Here is a 14,647-nt window from a genome sequence, read left to right as displayed (position 1 = left end):
CACGACATGGCCGTGCAAGACCTGCTGTCCCAGGATGAAATCGACGCGCTGTTGCATGGCGTCGACGATGGTCTGGTACAGACCGAAATGGCTGCCGAACCCGGCAGCGTCAAAAGTTACGACCTGACCACTCAGGATCGCATCGTCCGTGGACGCATGCCGACCCTGGAAATGATCAACGAACGTTTCGCCCGATACACCCGTATCAGCATGTTCAACATGCTGCGCCGTTCGGCGGACGTGGCGGTGGGCGGCGTGCAGGTGATGAAGTTCGGTGAATACGTGCACTCGCTGTACGTGCCCACCAGCCTCAACCTGGTCAAGATCAAGCCGTTGCGCGGCACCGCGCTGTTCATCCTCGACGCCAAGCTGGTATTCAAGCTGGTGGACAACTTCTTCGGTGGCGACGGCCGTCACGCCAAGATCGAAGGCCGTGAATTCACGCCCACCGAACTGCGCGTGGTGCGCATGGTGCTGGAGCAGGCCTTCATTGACTTGAAGGAAGCCTGGCAGGCGATCATGGAAGTCAATTTCGAGTACATCAACTCGGAAGTGAACCCGGCCATGGCCAACATCGTCGGGCCGAGCGAAGCCATTGTGGTGTCGACGTTCCACATCGAACTCGATGGCGGTGGCGGCGACCTGCACGTGACCATGCCGTACTCGATGATCGAGCCGGTACGCGAAATGCTCGACGCCGGTTTCCAGTCCGACCTCGACGACCAGGACGAACGCTGGGTCAAGGCCCTGCGCGAAGATCTGCTCGACGTCGACGTGCCCCTGAGCGCCACCGTGGCCCGTCGCCAGTTGCGCCTGCGCGACATTCTGCACATGCAGCCGGGTGACGTGATCCCCGTCGAACTGCCGGAAGAACTGATCATGCGCGCCAATGGTGTGCCGTCGTTCAAGGTCAAGCTCGGTTCCCACAAGGGCAACCTGGCGTTGCAGGTGATTGAGCCGATCAATCGCCGCTGATGCACCCCCTATTCATGATTGTTTGCTGCGCCGAGGACATGTAATGGCTACCGAACACGAAAACACTTCCGCCGAAGACCAGGCCCTGGCTGACGAGTGGGCTGCGGCCCTGGAAGAAACCGGCGATGTCGGCCAGGACGATATCGACGCGCTGCTGGCCGCCGACGCTGCCTCCGCGCCGGCCGGCAAACGCCTGCCGATGGAAGAATTCGGCAGCGTGCCGAAAAACAACGAACCGGTGACCCTCGACGGCCCCAACCTGGACGTGATCCTGGACATTCCGGTGTCGATCTCCATGGAAGTGGGCAGCACCGAAATCAACATCCGCAACCTGCTGCAGCTCAACCAGGGCTCGGTGATCGAGCTCGACCGCCTGGCCGGCGAGCCGCTGGACGTACTGGTCAATGGCACGCTGATCGCCCATGGCGAGGTGGTGGTGGTCAACGAGAAGTTCGGCATTCGCCTGACGGACGTGATCAGCCCGAGCGAACGCATCAAGAAGTTGCGCTGAAATGAAGTACAGCATGGCGGGACTGTTGCTGGCGCTGCCATTGGGCGCCCTGGCGGCTGAGCCGATCGCGCAAGCGGCTGCGGCACCTGCGGTCGGCAGCGTCGGCGGGCAGTTGACGCAATTGATGCTCGGCCTGTTGCTGGTGGTCGGCCTGATTTTCGTGCTGGCCTGGCTGATGCGCCGCGTGCAGCGTATCGGCCCGGGCAACGCCCAGGTCATCGAGCTGATCGGCTCGCGTGCCCTCGGCCCGCGCGATCGGCTGGTGCTGGTGCAGGTCGGCGAGGAGCAGATTTTGCTCGGCCTCACCCCCGGCCGCATTACCCCGCTGCACGTACTCAAGACACCGGTGGACGCGGCCAAGACCGAGGCCGCCACGCCAGAATTCGCCCAGCGCCTGATGGAATTGCTGGGCAAGGATCAGAAGGATAAGAAGTAATGCGCGTGTTCCTGACGCTCATGCTGTTGCTGGCCGCGCCGATGGCCCTGGGCGCCGACCCGTTGTCGATCCCGGCGATCACCCTGGGCACCAATGCGGCCGGCGCGCAGGAATACTCGGTCAGCCTGCAGATCCTGCTGATCATGACTGCGCTGAGCTTTATCCCGGCGTTCGTCATGCTGATGACCAGCTTCACGCGGATCATCATCGTGTTCTCGATCCTGCGCCAGGCCCTGGGCCTGCAACAGACGCCGTCGAACCAGATCCTTACCGGCATGGCGTTGTTCCTGACGCTGTTCATCATGGCGCCGGTGTTCGACAAGGTGAACCAGCAAGCCCTGCAACCTTACCTTGCGGAGAAAATGACCGCCCAGGACGCCATCGACAAAGCCCAGGGCCCGATCAAGGACTTCATGCTGTCGCAGACCCGCTCCAGCGACCTCGAGCTGTTCATGCGCCTGTCCAAGCGCACCGACATTGCCACGCCGGACCAGGCGCCGCTGACCATCCTGGTGCCGGCCTTCGTTACCTCGGAATTGAAGACCGCGTTCCAGATCGGCTTCATGATTTTCATCCCGTTCCTGATCATCGACCTGGTGGTGGCGAGCGTGCTGATGGCGATGGGTATGATGATGCTCTCGCCGCTGATCATCTCGTTGCCGTTCAAGATCATGCTGTTTGTGCTGGTGGACGGCTGGGCGCTGATTATCGGCACCCTGGCCGGCAGTTTCGGAGGGGTATAGCGCGATGACTCCAGAAGTTGCCGTCGACCTGTTTCGTGAAGCGCTGTGGCTGACCACCTTGATGGTCGCCGTGCTGGTGGTGCCGAGCCTGCTGGTCGGCCTGCTGGTGGCGATGTTCCAGGCCGCCACCCAGATCAACGAACAGACCCTGAGCTTTCTGCCGCGCCTGCTGGTGATGCTGATCACCCTGATCGTCGCCGGCCCGTGGCTGGTGCAAACTTTCATGGAATACATCCTGCAGCTGTACGGCAGTATTCCGCAGTTGATCGGCTGAGCCGATGCAATCGTTACTGGCCTTGACCGACACCCAGATCAGTACCTGGGTGGCCTCGTTCATCCTGCCGCTGTTTCGCGTCACGGCCATGTTGATGGCCATGCCGGTGTTCGGCACTACCCTGGTACCACGGCGTGTGCGCCTGTATTTCGCGGTGGCGATCACCGTGGTGATTGTGCCCGGCTTGCCGCCGATGCCGCCGGTCAACGCTCTCGACCTCAGCGCATTGATGCTGATCGCCGAACAGGTCCTGATCGGCGCCATGCTGGGCTTTTCCCTGAGCCTGTTCTTCCAGGCGTTTGTGGTCGCCGGGCAAATCATCTCGGTGCAGATGGGCATGGGCTTCGCGTCCATGGTCGACCCCACCAACGGTGTGTCGGCGGCGGTGATCGGGCAATTCCTGACCATGCTGGTGACCTTGCTGTTCCTGGCCATGAACGGCCATCTGGTGGCGTTCGAGGTCATGACCGAAAGTTTCACCACCTTGCCGGTGGGCTCGGGGCTGGTGGTCAACCACTTCTGGGAACTGGTGGGGCGCCTCGGCTGGGTGCTGGGCGCGTCCTTGCTGCTGGTGTTGCCGGCGATCACGGCGTTGCTGGTGGTCAACATCGCGTTTGGCGTGATGACTCGCGCGGCGCCGCAGCTGAACATCTTCTCGATTGGTTTCCCCTTGACCCTGGTGTTGGGCATGGGGATTTTCTGGGTCGGCCTGGCTGACATTCTCAATCAGTATCAACCGCTGGCGACCGACGCCTTGCAGTTCTTACGTGACCTGGCACGGGCGCGCTGAGCCATGGCCGAGAGCGAGAGTGGTCAGGACAAGACAGAAGACCCCACGGAGAAACGTAAAAAGGACTCCAGGGAAAAGGGCGAGATCGCACGCTCCAAAGAGCTCAATACCGTTGCGACCATGATGGCCGGTGCCGGCGCCTTGCTGATCTACGGCGGTGGCCTGGCGCTGGACTTGCTGGAGCTGATGAAGCACAACTTCACCTTGCCCCGCGAGGTGTTGCTCAACCCCGATTCCATGGGGCTCTACCTGCTGCATTCGGGCAAGATCGCGCTGCTGGCGGTGCAACCGATCCTGATCACCTTGCTGCTCGCCGCGCTGATCGGCCCGGTCGCCCTCGGCGGCTGGCTGTTTGCCGCCAGCAGCATGGCGCCCAAGTTCAGCCGCATGAACCCGGCGGCCGGGCTCAAGCGCATGTTTTCCACCAAGGCCCTGGTGGAGCTGCTCAAGGCCTTGGCCAAATTCATCCTGATTCTGTTCGTGGCGTTGTCGGTGTTGTCGTCCGACATCGACGACTTGCTGCGCATCGCCCATGAACCGCTGGAGTCGGCGATCATCCACAGCCTGCAAGTGGTGGGTTGGAGTGCGTTGTGGATGTCTGCTGGGCTGATCATCATCGCGGCGGTGGACGCGCCGATCCAGCTGTGGGAAAGCCACAAGAAACTGCTGATGACCAAGCAGGAAGTGCGTGACGAACACAAGGACCAGGAAGGGCGCCCGGAGGTCAAGCAACGCATCCGCCAACTGCAGCGGGAAATGTCCCAGCGCAAGATGATGGCCTCGGTGCCCGACGCCGATGTGATCATCACCAACCCGACCCACTACGCCGTCGCCCTCAAGTACGACCCGGAGAAGGGCGGCGCGCCGATGTTGCTGGCCAAGGGCAGCGACTTTACCGCGCTCAAGATTCGTGAAATCGCCGTGGCCAACGACATCCTGCTGCTGGAATCACCGGCGCTGGCGCGGTCGATCTTCTATTCCACCGACCTCGATCAGGAAATCCCCGCCGGGCTGTACCTGGCCGTGGCGCAGGTATTGGCCTACGTCTACCAGATCCGCCAGTACCGGGCGGGCAAGGGCAAGCGGCCCGATCCGCTCAAGGACCTGCCGATCCCGCCGGATTTGCGTCGCGACTCCTGAAAACGCGCTTTTATGTCTGCCTCTGTAGGAGCGAGCTTGCTCGCGAAAAACTCCGAGTCGCCGCGTTCATCCTGATTTGCGCGTTATCGTTACCCACCTTCGCGAGCAAGCTCGCTCCTACAGGAAGGTGCCCATTACCTGTCAACTTTGACAGTAGCCAATGCGCCGCCTTCACTGTTTGATACAGCGATGAGCTGCGCAGCCATGCGCGGCTCGGGAGGCGGTGATGGATAGGGCTACGGTCAAGTGGTTCGATGCGGTCAAGGGCATTGGTTTGATTGTCCGGGATCGTGATGGCAACGCGGTTGCCGTGCAGTCGACAGATGCCAAGTGCGGTGAAGTCCCGCCAGCCGCTCCCACCATGCGAAAACCTCGCAAGCGGAAAAAAACACCGAAAGCCCCTCGCTAGCACCCATGGTCGTTTGCGTCTACCTGTCAACTTTGACAGTAGCCAGCGCCAGCGTCTCGCGGTTCTATTGCACCAGACACTGCGCGCAGGCTGTGAACGAGATGCAGGGAGAACGGTATTGAAAGTGACGACGGGTACAGTCAAACGTGAGCTGGCCAGGGGCAAGTGGCTGATTGCGCTGGATGACGGGCATGACTGCGTCTTTATCGATTGGAGCGATTGGCGGGGGGCTGCACTGTCGATTGGAAAGAAGTTAACGTTTCAAATGATCCATAAACCCCAGGGCGTTTATGCGCTCCCCGTCAGTGCGCACAACGATACCGGGACGGGTCCATAAGTGTGTGGAGAACGGCAAGTGTTCAGGCCTCGAATATACGGCCTATTTAAAGACCACCCCGGGTGCAAATGTGGGAGGGGGCTTGCTCCCGATGGCGGCGTATCAGCCACCTATTGGGGGCCTGACACACCGCCATCGGGAGCAAGCCCCCTCCCACATTTAACCTGAGTCATACCCGGTAGGCTGCGTCACTTCCAAGGTCATCCTGGGCCCAAAAGCAAAGTTGGAAGGCTTCTTGCAATACCGCCTGCAGGACGCCCCCCAGCGTCAAAACTTTGCTTCAAGGACACGAGGAAGACCGGTGGTAGATCGCTCTCAAATGCTCAGCACGGCCCGTGGCACCCTGACTGACCTGTCGCGGGGCAACCTGGGCGTGCCGTTGTTGTTGCTGGTGATGCTGGCAATGATGATGTTGCCGATGCCGCCGTTCCTGCTCGACGTGTTTTTCACCTTCAACATCGCCCTGTCGGTGGTGGTGCTGCTGGTGTGTGTGTACGCCCTGCGGCCATTGGATTTCGCGGTGTTCCCGACCATCCTGCTGGTGGCAACCCTGCTGCGCCTGGCGCTGAACGTGGCGTCCACCCGCGTGGTGATGCTCCACGGCCAGGACGGTCACGCCGCCGCCGGTAAGGTGATCCAGGCCTTCGGTGAAGTGGTGATCGGCGGTAACTACGTGGTCGGTATCGTGGTGTTCGCGATCCTGATGATCATCAACTTCGTGGTGGTCACCAAGGGCGCCGGGCGGATTTCCGAGGTGAGCGCGCGGTTTACCCTGGATGCGATGCCCGGTAAGCAGATGGCTATCGACGCCGACCTCAATGCCGGCCTTATCGACCAGAACCAGGCCAAGAGCCGTCGCCTGGAAGTGGCCCAGGAAGCCGAGTTCTACGGCTCCATGGACGGCGCCAGTAAGTTTGTGCGCGGTGACGCCATCGCCGGCCTGCTGATCCTGTTCATCAACCTGATCGGCGGCATAGCCGTGGGTATTTTCCAGCACGGCATGACCTTCGGCGATGCGGGCAAGGTCTACGCCTTGCTGACCATCGGTGACGGTTTAGTGGCGCAATTGCCATCACTGTTGTTATCCACAGCTGCTGCGATCATGGTGACCCGTGCTTCGGGCTCCGAAGACATGGGCAAGCAGATCAGCCGGCAGATGTTCGCTTCGCCCAAGGCGCTGGCCGTGGCCGCCGGTATCATGGCCGTCATGGGCATCGTGCCGGGCATGCCCCACGTTTCGTTCCTGAGCATGGCGGCCATGGCCGGCGGCGCGGCCTACCTGTTCTGGAAGAAACAGAATGCGGTCAAGGTTCAGGCCCTGCAGGAAGTCGCCCGCCAGCAGGAATTGCTGCCATCGCCGGCCCGCGCCCAGGAAACCAAGGAACTGGGCTGGGACGACGTGACCCCGATCGACATGATCGGCCTGGAAGTCGGTTACCGCCTGATCCCGTTGGTGGACCGCAACCAGGGCGGCCAACTGCTGGCGCGGATCAAGGGTGTGCGCAAGAAGCTGTCCCAGGACCTGGGCTTTTTGATGCCCACCGTGCATATCCGCGACAACCTCGACCTGGCCCCCAGCGCCTACCGCCTGACCTTGATGGGCGTGATCCTGGCCGAAGCCGAGATCTACCCGGACCGCGAACTTGCGATCAACCCAGGGCAAGTGTTCGGTTCGCTCAACGGCATCACCGCCAAAGATCCGGCTTTCGGCCTGGAAGCGGTGTGGATCGAAGTCAGCCAGCGCAGCCAGGCGCAGTCCCTCGGTTATACCGTGGTGGACGCCAGTACCGTGGTCGCTACCCACCTCAACCAGATTCTCTACAAACACTCCCACGAGCTGATCGGCCACGAGGAAGTCCAGCAATTGATGGGTTTGCTGGCCAAAGCCTCGCCAAAACTGGCCGAAGAGCTGGTGCCGGGCGTGCTGTCGTTGTCGCAGTTGCTCAAGGTGTTGCAAGCCTTGCTCGCCGAACAGGTGCCCGTGCGGGATATTCGCAGCATCGCCGAGGCCATCGCCAACAATGCCGCCAAGAGTCAAGATACTGCCGCTCTGGTGGCGGCGGTACGGGTCGGTTTGTCCCGCGCCATCGTGCAAAGCATTGTAGGCGTTGAGTCTGAGCTGCCTGTTATCACCTTGGAGCCAAGGTTGGAACAGATATTGCTCAATAGTATTCAGAAGGCAGGGCAAGGCCAGGAAGAGGGCGTTCTGCTGGAGCCAAGCATGGCTGAAAAGCTGCAGCGTTCGTTGATCGAAGCCGCGCAGCGCCAGGAGATGCAGGGCCAGCCGGTGATTCTGCTGGTGGCCGGTCCGGTCCGCGCGATGTTGTCGCGCTTCGGGCGCCTGGCAGTACCGAATTTGCACGTGTTGGCTTACCAGGAAATTCCTGACAATAAGCAAGTGACTATCGTCGCGACAGTAGGGCCCAACGGCTGAGGGTAGTGGGTTATGCAAGTAAAGCGTTTTTTCGCCGCCGATATGCGTCAGGCCATGAAGTTGGTCCGCGATGAGCTGGGCGCCGATGCCGCGATTATCGGTAATCGTCGCATCGCTGGCGGTGTCGAGCTGACGGCTGCCCTGGATTACACGCCTCAGGCCCTGGCTCCGCGTGTGCCGAACATGGAGCTCGAAGACGAGCTGCGCAAGACCGCTTCGCGCATCGTCTCGGCCCAGGCCGAACTGAGCATGCGCGGTGACAGCGACGCCACCACCAACCGCCAATTGTTCGCCGGCCTGCCACTGACCGCCGCCGAGCCGCTGGTGGAACCTACGTTTGTCGAGCCGCCACGTCCTGCAGCGCCAGCCCCGGCCGCCGCAGTCGACCAGCGTGTGTTCGATTCGATGCGCTTTGAACTCAACGGCCTGCGCGAGCTGCTCGAAGTGCAACTGGGCTCGCTGGCCTGGAGCCAACTGCAAGGCAGCAAGCCGCAACAAGCCAACCTGTGGCGCCGGCTGCAGCGCATCGGCCTGTCCGGCCCGTTGTCCCGCGACCTGCTGGCGCTGACCGCCGAAGTCGAAGAGCCGCGCCAAGCCTGGCGCATGCTGCTGGCGCACCTGGCGCGGATGATTGCCACCCCGGAAATCGAACCCCTGGAAGAAGGCGGTGTGATCGCCATGGTCGGCCCCGCCGGCATGGGCAAGACCACCACCCTGGCCAAGCTGGCCGCGCGTTATGTGCTCAAGTACGGCGCGTCGAATATCGCGCTGGTGAGCATGGACAGCTACCGCATCGGCGCCCAGGAACAGCTCAAGACCCTGGGCCGTATCCTCAATGTGCCGGTGACCCACGTCGACCCGGGCCAGTCCCTGGCCAATGCCCTCGACCCGCTGCTGCGCAAGCGCGTGGTGTTGATCGATACCGCCGGCCTGCAAGCCAGCGACCCGGCCCTGCGCATGCAGCTTGAAAGCCTGGCCGGACGCGGCATCAAGTCGAAAAATTACCTGGTGCTTGCAACCACCAGCCAGAAACAGGTTCTTACCGCTGCCTATCACAGCTACAAACGCTGCGGCCTGGCCGGTTGCATCCTGACCAAACTGGATGAAACCGCCAGCCTCGGCGAAGTGCTGAGCCTGGCGATCAGTCATGAATTACCGGTCGCCTACCTGACCGACGGGCCGCGGATTCCGGATGATTTGCATCTGCCGCGCCGTCATCAGTTGGTCAGCCGTGCTGTCAGTGTGCAAATGCAAGACGAGCCTAGCGAGGAAGCGATGGCCGACATGTTCGCCGACCTTTATCACAACCCGGCAAAGCGGGTGGGATAAGGCAGGATGAACACCGTGAAATGTACCTACATCGATGGTCTGCAAGCGATACACGCGACCAAGCCATGTAGCCTGCGTCTAAGCAAGACAAGGTAAAGAAATAAAATGGGCAGCATGCATCCCGTACAGGTGATCGCGGTGACCGGCGGCAAAGGTGGCGTCGGCAAAACTAACGTGTCAGTGAATTTGTCCCTGGCCCTGGCAGAGCTTGGCCGTCGCGTCATGCTGCTGGATGCTGACCTGGGCCTGGCGAACGTGGACGTTCTGCTGGGGCTGACACCCAAACACACGCTCGCCGATGTGATCGAAGGCCGCTGTGAGCTGCGCGATGTGCTGCTCCAGGGCCCCGGTGGTATCCGCATCGTGCCGGCCGCCTCGGGCACCCAGAGCATGGTGCACCTGAGCCCGGCGCAGCATGCCGGCCTGATCCAGGCCTTCAGCGATATCGGCGACAACCTCGACGTGCTGGTGATCGACACCGCCGCCGGGATCGGCGAGTCGGTGGTCAGCTTCGTACGCGCCGCGCAAGAAGTGCTGCTGGTGGTCTGCGATGAACCCACTTCGATCACCGACGCCTACGCCCTGATCAAACTGCTTAACCGTGACTACGGCATGAACCGTTTCCGCGTGCTGGCCAACATGGCCCAAAGTCCGCAGGAAGGGCGCAACCTGTTCGCCAAGTTGACCAAGGTCACGGATCGTTTCCTCGATGTCGCCTTACAATACGTCGGTGCAGTTCCCTATGACGAGTGTGTGCGCAAGGCCGTGCAAAAGCAGCGTGCGGTCTACGAAGCGTTCCCTCGTTCCAAGTGCGCACTGGCGTTCAAGGCGATAGCCCAGAAGGTCGATACCTGGCCGTTGCCTGCCAACCCTCGGGGGCATCTGGAGTTTTTTGTCGAGCGATTGGTGCATCAGACGAGCGCAGGGCCTGTGCTATGACATCCAGCGGCTACAACCTTTACAAAAAGTCGGCCCGTGACAGCCAGGGCGAGTTGATCGAGCGCTATGCGCCACTGGTCAAGCGCATCGCCTATCACCTGCTGGCGCGCCTGCCTGCCAGCGTGCAGGTGGAAGACCTGATCCAGGCCGGGATGATCGGCCTGCTCGAAGTGTCGACCAAATACGACGCAAGCAAGGGCGCGAGTTTCGAGACGTATGCGGGTATCCGCATCCGTGGCGCGATGCTCGATGAAGTGCGTAAAGGGGATTGGGCGCCGCGTTCGGTACACCGCAATACGCGCATGGTCAGTGACGCAATTCGTGCAATTGAAGCAAAAACCGGTCGTGACGCTAAAGATCATGAAGTTGCGGCCGAACTCCAATTGAGTCTCGACGATTATTACGGGATTTTGAACGATACCTTGGGCAGCCGCCTGTTCAGTTTCGACGACCTGTTGCAGGACGGCGAACACGAAGGGCTGCACGAGGACGGCGCGAGCGCGCATATGGAACCGTCGCGCGATCTGGAAGATGAACGTTTCCAGGGAGCGCTGGCGGAGGCCATTGCCAATTTGCCGGAGCGCGAGCGCCTGGTGTTGGCGCTGTACTACGACGAGGAGCTGAACCTCAAGGAAATCGGTGAGGTCCTGGGGGTCAGCGAATCGCGTGTCAGCCAGTTGCATAGCCAGTGCGCGGCCCGCTTGCGGGGGCGGTTGGGAGAGTGGCGCGCGCGCTGACAGGCAGTGTGGGGACACTGCAGACGCTACCGCGAAGGTTTCGGCCTTCGCGGGTTCGCTCCGTGGTGCCCTGGGCAGTCCTTTTTGTGTAACGCCTGTTGATTGAAGTGGCGCGTCCAGGTGCTGGGCGCGTTTAAGACTGCTTGGAGGTCGAATTGGACAAGAACATGAAAATCCTCATCGTTGATGACTTCTCAACGATGCGGCGGATCATAAAAAACCTGTTGCGTGACCTTGGGTTCACTAACACGGTCGAGGCGGATGACGGCATTACGGCGATTCCGATCCTCAACAGCGGGAGCATCGACTTTCTGGTAACCGACTGGAACATGCCCGGCATGACCGGTATCGACTTGCTGCGCCATGTGCGCGCCGATGAAAAACTGCGCAGCCTGCCGGTGTTGATGGTGACCGCCGAAGCCAAGCGTGAACAGATCATCGAAGCCGCCCAAGCCGGGGTAAACGGCTATGTGGTCAAGCCATTCACTGCCCTGGCCTTGAAAGAGAAGATCGAAAAAATCTTCGAACGCATCGGCCATTGATGCTGCCACGGGGGAGCTATGGACCATAACGAAACGTCACAGGGCGATTTTGAGTCGACCCTGAAAAAACATGCTCACCAGTTGGTCGAATGCCTTGAAAAGGGCCAGTTCGGCGATGCGGTGCAGTTGATCCATGAGCTTAACCAGACCCGTGACCGCGGCCTGTACCAGGAAGTGGGCAAGCTCACGCGTGAGCTGCACAGTGCGATCGTCAATTTCCAGATTGACCCGCGCATGCCCCAGGCCGAAGAAATTTCCCAGATCACCGATGCCACCGAACGCCTGTCCTATGTGGTCAGGCTGACCGAGGCAGCGGCCAACCGCACCATGGACCTGGTGGAAAACGCCACGCCTCTGGTCAATGGCATGGCCAATGAAGCCCAGGCCTTGAGCGTTGACTGGGGCCGCTTCATGCGCCGCGAAGTAGGGGCTGAAGAGTTCCGTGAACTGGCGCGTCGGGTCGACGGTTTTCTGTCGCGCAGCGAACAGGAAAACCGCACGGTGGCCGGCAACCTCAACGACATTCTGCTCGCCCAGGATTACCAGGACCTCACCGGCCAAGTGATCAAGCGTGTGACCCAACTGGTCACCGAAGTGGAAAGCAACCTGCTCAAACTGGTGCTGATGGCCGGCCAGGTCGACCGTTTTGCCGGCATCGAACATGACCGCGAAGCGATCCTCTCGGAAAAAGATCCACAAAAACACCTCGCCAAGGGTGAAGGTCCGCAGATTCATGCCGATAAACGTGAAGACGTCGTATCCGGTCAAGATGACGTAGACGATTTGCTGTCCAGTTTAGGCTTCTAAGGAGCACCCACATGAGCTTCGGCGCCGATGAAGAAATCCTTCAGGATTTCCTTGTAGAGGCCGGCGAAATTTTAGAGCAACTGTCCGAACAACTGGTCGAGCTGGAAAGCCGTCCGGATGATGCGAACCTGCTCAATGCAATTTTTCGCGGTTTTCACACTGTAAAAGGGGGCGCCGGCTTCCTCCAGCTCCATGAGCTGGTGGAGTGCTGTCACATCGCCGAGAACGTGTTCGACATCCTGCGCAAGGGTGAGCGTCAGGTTGACTCGGAATTAATGGACGTGATTCTCGAAGCACTGGATGCGGTCAACGCCATGTTCAGCCAGGTTCGTGAACGTGCACCGGTCACCGCCGCCACTCCGGAACTGCTGGCCGCCCTGGCGCGCCTGGCCGAACCGGCTGCGCAAGCACCGGCTGTGCAAGCCGTGCCTGAGCCAGTGGTGGAAGCCGAGGCGGATGTGACCGACAGCGAGTTCGAGCAACTGCTCGACTCGCTCAATGCGGTCAAGGCCGAGGCTGAAGCACCGGCTGCAACGGCGCCGGTTGCCACACCGACCAGCGAAGACATTACCGACGCAGAATTCGAATCCCTGCTCGACCAGTTGCATGGCAAAGGCCAGTTCGCGGCCGATGCCGTGGCACCGGCGGCTGCGCCAGCGGCACCGGCGGCCAACGCCAGTACCGATATTACCGACGATGAATTCGAGGCGCTGCTCGACCAGCTGCATGGCAAAGGCACGTTCGTCGCCGAAGCCTTGCCGCAGGTCGCTGCCACTGCCGCCGTCGCTCCGGCGGCCAGTGCAGCACCTGCCGGTGACGGGCTGATTTCTGATAACGAGTTCGAGGCCTTGCTGGACGAGTTGCACGGCAAAGGCAAGTTCACCGAAGTGGCCCCGGCTCCGGCCGCCGCTGCAGCGGTCGCTACAGCCGCACCGGTTGCCGCCGCCAAAGCCGCAGCGCCGGTCGCCAAGCCAGCGCCTGCACCGGCTGCCGCGCCAGCTCCGGCGCGTCCTGCCGCTGCGCCGGTTGCCGATAAACCTGCCACTGAAGCCGAAACCACGGTGCGCGTAGACACTGCGCGCCTGGACGACATCATGAACATGGTCGGCGAGCTGGTGCTGGTGCGTAACCGCCTGGTGCGCCTGGGCCTGAACAGTGGCGATGAAGCCATGCAGAAGGCCGTGTCGAACCTCGATGTGGTCACCGCCGACCTGCAAACCGCCGTGATGAAAACGCGGATGCAGCCGATCAAGAAAGTCTTCGGCCGTTTCCCGCGCCTGGTGCGCGACCTGGCGCGCCAGCTCAAGAAAGAAATCAACCTGGAACTGGTGGGCGAAGAAACCGACCTCGACAAGAACCTCGTCGAGGCCCTGGCCGACCCGCTGGTCCACTTGGTACGCAACGCCGTCGACCACGGCGTGGAAACCCCGGAAGAACGCGAAGCCTCGGGCAAATCGCGGGGCGGCAAGGTGATCCTGGCGGCGGAGCAAGAGGGCGATCATATCCTGCTGTCGATCACCGATGACGGCAAAGGCATGGACCCGGCGGTTTTGCGCAATATCGCGGTCAAGCGCGGTGTGATGGACAAGGATGCCGCCGATCGCCTCACCGACACCGAATGCTACAACCTGATCTTCGCCCCCGGCTTCTCGACCAAGACCGAGATCTCCGACGTGTCCGGCCGTGGCGTCGGCATGGACGTGGTGAAGACCAAGATCAGCCAGCTCAATGGCTCGATCAATATCTACTCGACCAAGGGCCAGGGCTCGAAAATCGTCATCAAGGTGCCGTTGACCCTGGCGATCATGCCAACCCTGATGGTGATGCTGGGCAACCAGGCCTTCGCCTTCCCGCTGGTCAACGTCAACGAGATCTTCCACCTCGACCTGTCGCGCACCAACGTGGTGGACGGCCAGGAAGTGGTGATCGTGCGTGACAAGGCCCTGCCGCTGTTCTACCTCAAGCGCTGGCTGGTGGCATCGGCCAAGCATGAAGAGCAGCGCGAAGGCCATGTGGTGATTCTGTCGGTGGGCACCCAGCGCATCGGCTTTGTGGTCGACCAACTGGTGGGCCAGGAAGAAGTGGTCATCAAGCCGTTGGGCAAAATGCTGCAGGGGACCCCGGGCATGTCTGGCGCGACCATCACCGGTGACGGTCGCATCGCGTTGATTCTCGATGTTCCAAGCATGCTCAAGCGTTACGCCGCACGGCGTATTTGATTCTGGCGGGGCAGGGCGGTAGCGC

General features: G+C 61.2%; 14 protein-coding genes. All 14 read left to right on the top strand.

Annotated elements, in window-relative coordinates:
- The first annotated feature begins 6 nt into the window (after nucleotides 1-6).
- Nucleotides 7-975 carry a flagellar motor switch protein FliM gene (gene fliM, locus C4J84_RS17630; RefSeq protein ID WP_124363773.1) on the top strand — a complete coding sequence of 323 codons (969 nt, stop codon included), beginning with the start codon at nucleotides 7-9 and terminating at the stop codon, nucleotides 973-975.
- Nucleotides 976-1,018: 43 nt separating this feature from the next.
- The gene (fliN, locus tag C4J84_RS17625; RefSeq protein WP_124371416.1) at nucleotides 1,019-1,486 is read left to right on the top strand and encodes a flagellar motor switch protein FliN; all 468 of its coding nucleotides are present in this window, start codon (nucleotides 1,019-1,021) and stop codon (nucleotides 1,484-1,486) included.
- A gap of 1 nt (nucleotide 1,487) precedes the next feature.
- Nucleotides 1,488-1,922 (top strand): flagellar biosynthetic protein FliO, encoded by a 435-nt coding sequence (gene fliO, locus C4J84_RS17620; protein ID WP_124367841.1) that lies wholly within the window; start codon nucleotides 1,488-1,490, stop codon nucleotides 1,920-1,922.
- Nucleotides 1,922-2,665 carry a flagellar type III secretion system pore protein FliP gene (fliP, locus tag C4J84_RS17615; protein ID WP_124363771.1) on the top strand — a complete coding sequence of 248 codons (744 nt, stop codon included), beginning with the start codon at nucleotides 1,922-1,924 and terminating at the stop codon, nucleotides 2,663-2,665. The genes fliO and fliP overlap by 1 nt, the downstream gene beginning before the upstream one ends.
- A 4-nt stretch (nucleotides 2,666-2,669) precedes the next feature.
- On the top strand, nucleotides 2,670-2,939 hold the full coding sequence (gene fliQ / locus C4J84_RS17610) for a flagellar biosynthesis protein FliQ (RefSeq protein ID WP_057721355.1): 270 nt from the start codon (nucleotides 2,670-2,672) through the stop codon (nucleotides 2,937-2,939).
- Nucleotides 2,940-2,943: 4 nt separating this feature from the next.
- Complete coding sequence (fliR, locus tag C4J84_RS17605; protein ID WP_124363770.1) at nucleotides 2,944-3,729, top strand: flagellar biosynthetic protein FliR; 786 nt, start codon at nucleotides 2,944-2,946, stop codon at nucleotides 3,727-3,729.
- A 3-nt stretch (nucleotides 3,730-3,732) separates the two neighbouring features.
- Complete coding sequence (gene flhB / locus C4J84_RS17600) at nucleotides 3,733-4,869, top strand: flagellar biosynthesis protein FlhB (protein ID WP_124363769.1); 1,137 nt, start codon at nucleotides 3,733-3,735, stop codon at nucleotides 4,867-4,869.
- Nucleotides 4,870-5,934: 1,065 nt separating this feature from the next.
- Entirely contained in the window at nucleotides 5,935-8,049 is a 2,115-nt protein-coding gene (gene flhA, locus C4J84_RS17585) for a flagellar biosynthesis protein FlhA (RefSeq protein WP_124430905.1), read from the top strand.
- A 12-nt stretch (nucleotides 8,050-8,061) separates the two neighbouring features.
- Nucleotides 8,062-9,378: a flagellar biosynthesis protein FlhF gene (gene flhF, locus C4J84_RS17580; protein WP_124363767.1), complete on the top strand. Its 1,317-nt coding sequence runs from the start codon at nucleotides 8,062-8,064 to the stop codon at nucleotides 9,376-9,378.
- Nucleotides 9,379-9,483: 105 nt separating this feature from the next.
- Nucleotides 9,484-10,317, top strand: coding sequence for a flagellar synthesis regulator FleN (gene fleN / locus C4J84_RS17575; protein WP_003192912.1), 834 nt, complete (start codon nucleotides 9,484-9,486; stop codon nucleotides 10,315-10,317).
- On the top strand, nucleotides 10,314-11,054 hold the full coding sequence (gene fliA, locus C4J84_RS17570) for an RNA polymerase sigma factor FliA (RefSeq protein WP_124359259.1): 741 nt from the start codon (nucleotides 10,314-10,316) through the stop codon (nucleotides 11,052-11,054). Before fleN ends, fliA begins: the two co-directional genes overlap by 4 nt.
- Nucleotides 11,055-11,221: 167 nt before the next feature.
- Nucleotides 11,222-11,596 carry a chemotaxis response regulator CheY gene (locus C4J84_RS17565; protein ID WP_005790040.1) on the top strand — a complete coding sequence of 125 codons (375 nt, stop codon included), beginning with the start codon at nucleotides 11,222-11,224 and terminating at the stop codon, nucleotides 11,594-11,596.
- A gap of 18 nt (nucleotides 11,597-11,614) precedes the next feature.
- The gene (locus tag C4J84_RS17560) at nucleotides 11,615-12,403 is read left to right on the top strand and encodes a protein phosphatase CheZ (protein ID WP_124367838.1); all 789 of its coding nucleotides are present in this window, start codon (nucleotides 11,615-11,617) and stop codon (nucleotides 12,401-12,403) included.
- An 11-nt stretch (nucleotides 12,404-12,414) separates the two neighbouring features.
- Nucleotides 12,415-14,622: a chemotaxis protein CheA gene (locus C4J84_RS17555; protein WP_124435822.1), complete on the top strand. Its 2,208-nt coding sequence runs from the start codon at nucleotides 12,415-12,417 to the stop codon at nucleotides 14,620-14,622.
- Nucleotides 14,623-14,647 lie beyond the last annotated feature (25 nt).

It is taken from the genome of Pseudomonas sp. R11-23-07, from assembly GCF_003852295.1.
Classification (GTDB): domain Bacteria; phylum Pseudomonadota; class Gammaproteobacteria; order Pseudomonadales; family Pseudomonadaceae; genus Aquipseudomonas.
Note: the sequence above shows the minus strand (reverse complement) of the source record. Positions and strands in the feature narration are given on the sequence as shown.

Excerpts from the sequence above, each read along its gene's own strand:
- fliM (WP_124363773.1), top strand. The coding sequence starts at position 7 with ATGGCCGTGCAAGACCTGCTGTCCCAGGATGAAATCGACGCGCTGTTG.
- fliN (WP_124371416.1), top strand. The coding sequence starts at position 1,019 with ATGGCTACCGAACACGAAAACACTTCCGCCGAAGACCAGGCCCTGGCT.
- fliO (WP_124367841.1), top strand. The coding sequence starts at position 1,488 with ATGAAGTACAGCATGGCGGGACTGTTGCTGGCGCTGCCATTGGGCGCC.
- fliP (WP_124363771.1), top strand. The coding sequence starts at position 1,922 with ATGCGCGTGTTCCTGACGCTCATGCTGTTGCTGGCCGCGCCGATGGCC.
- fliQ (WP_057721355.1), top strand. The coding sequence starts at position 2,670 with ATGACTCCAGAAGTTGCCGTCGACCTGTTTCGTGAAGCGCTGTGGCTG.
- fliR (WP_124363770.1), top strand. The coding sequence starts at position 2,944 with ATGCAATCGTTACTGGCCTTGACCGACACCCAGATCAGTACCTGGGTG.
- flhB (WP_124363769.1), top strand. The coding sequence starts at position 3,733 with ATGGCCGAGAGCGAGAGTGGTCAGGACAAGACAGAAGACCCCACGGAG.
- flhA (WP_124430905.1), top strand. The coding sequence starts at position 5,935 with ATGCTCAGCACGGCCCGTGGCACCCTGACTGACCTGTCGCGGGGCAAC.
- flhF (WP_124363767.1), top strand. The coding sequence starts at position 8,062 with ATGCAAGTAAAGCGTTTTTTCGCCGCCGATATGCGTCAGGCCATGAAG.
- fleN (WP_003192912.1), top strand. The coding sequence starts at position 9,484 with ATGGGCAGCATGCATCCCGTACAGGTGATCGCGGTGACCGGCGGCAAA.
- fliA (WP_124359259.1), top strand. The coding sequence starts at position 10,314 with ATGACATCCAGCGGCTACAACCTTTACAAAAAGTCGGCCCGTGACAGC.
- C4J84_RS17565 (WP_005790040.1), top strand. The coding sequence starts at position 11,222 with ATGAAAATCCTCATCGTTGATGACTTCTCAACGATGCGGCGGATCATA.
- C4J84_RS17560 (WP_124367838.1), top strand. The coding sequence starts at position 11,615 with ATGGACCATAACGAAACGTCACAGGGCGATTTTGAGTCGACCCTGAAA.
- C4J84_RS17555 (WP_124435822.1), top strand. The coding sequence starts at position 12,415 with ATGAGCTTCGGCGCCGATGAAGAAATCCTTCAGGATTTCCTTGTAGAG.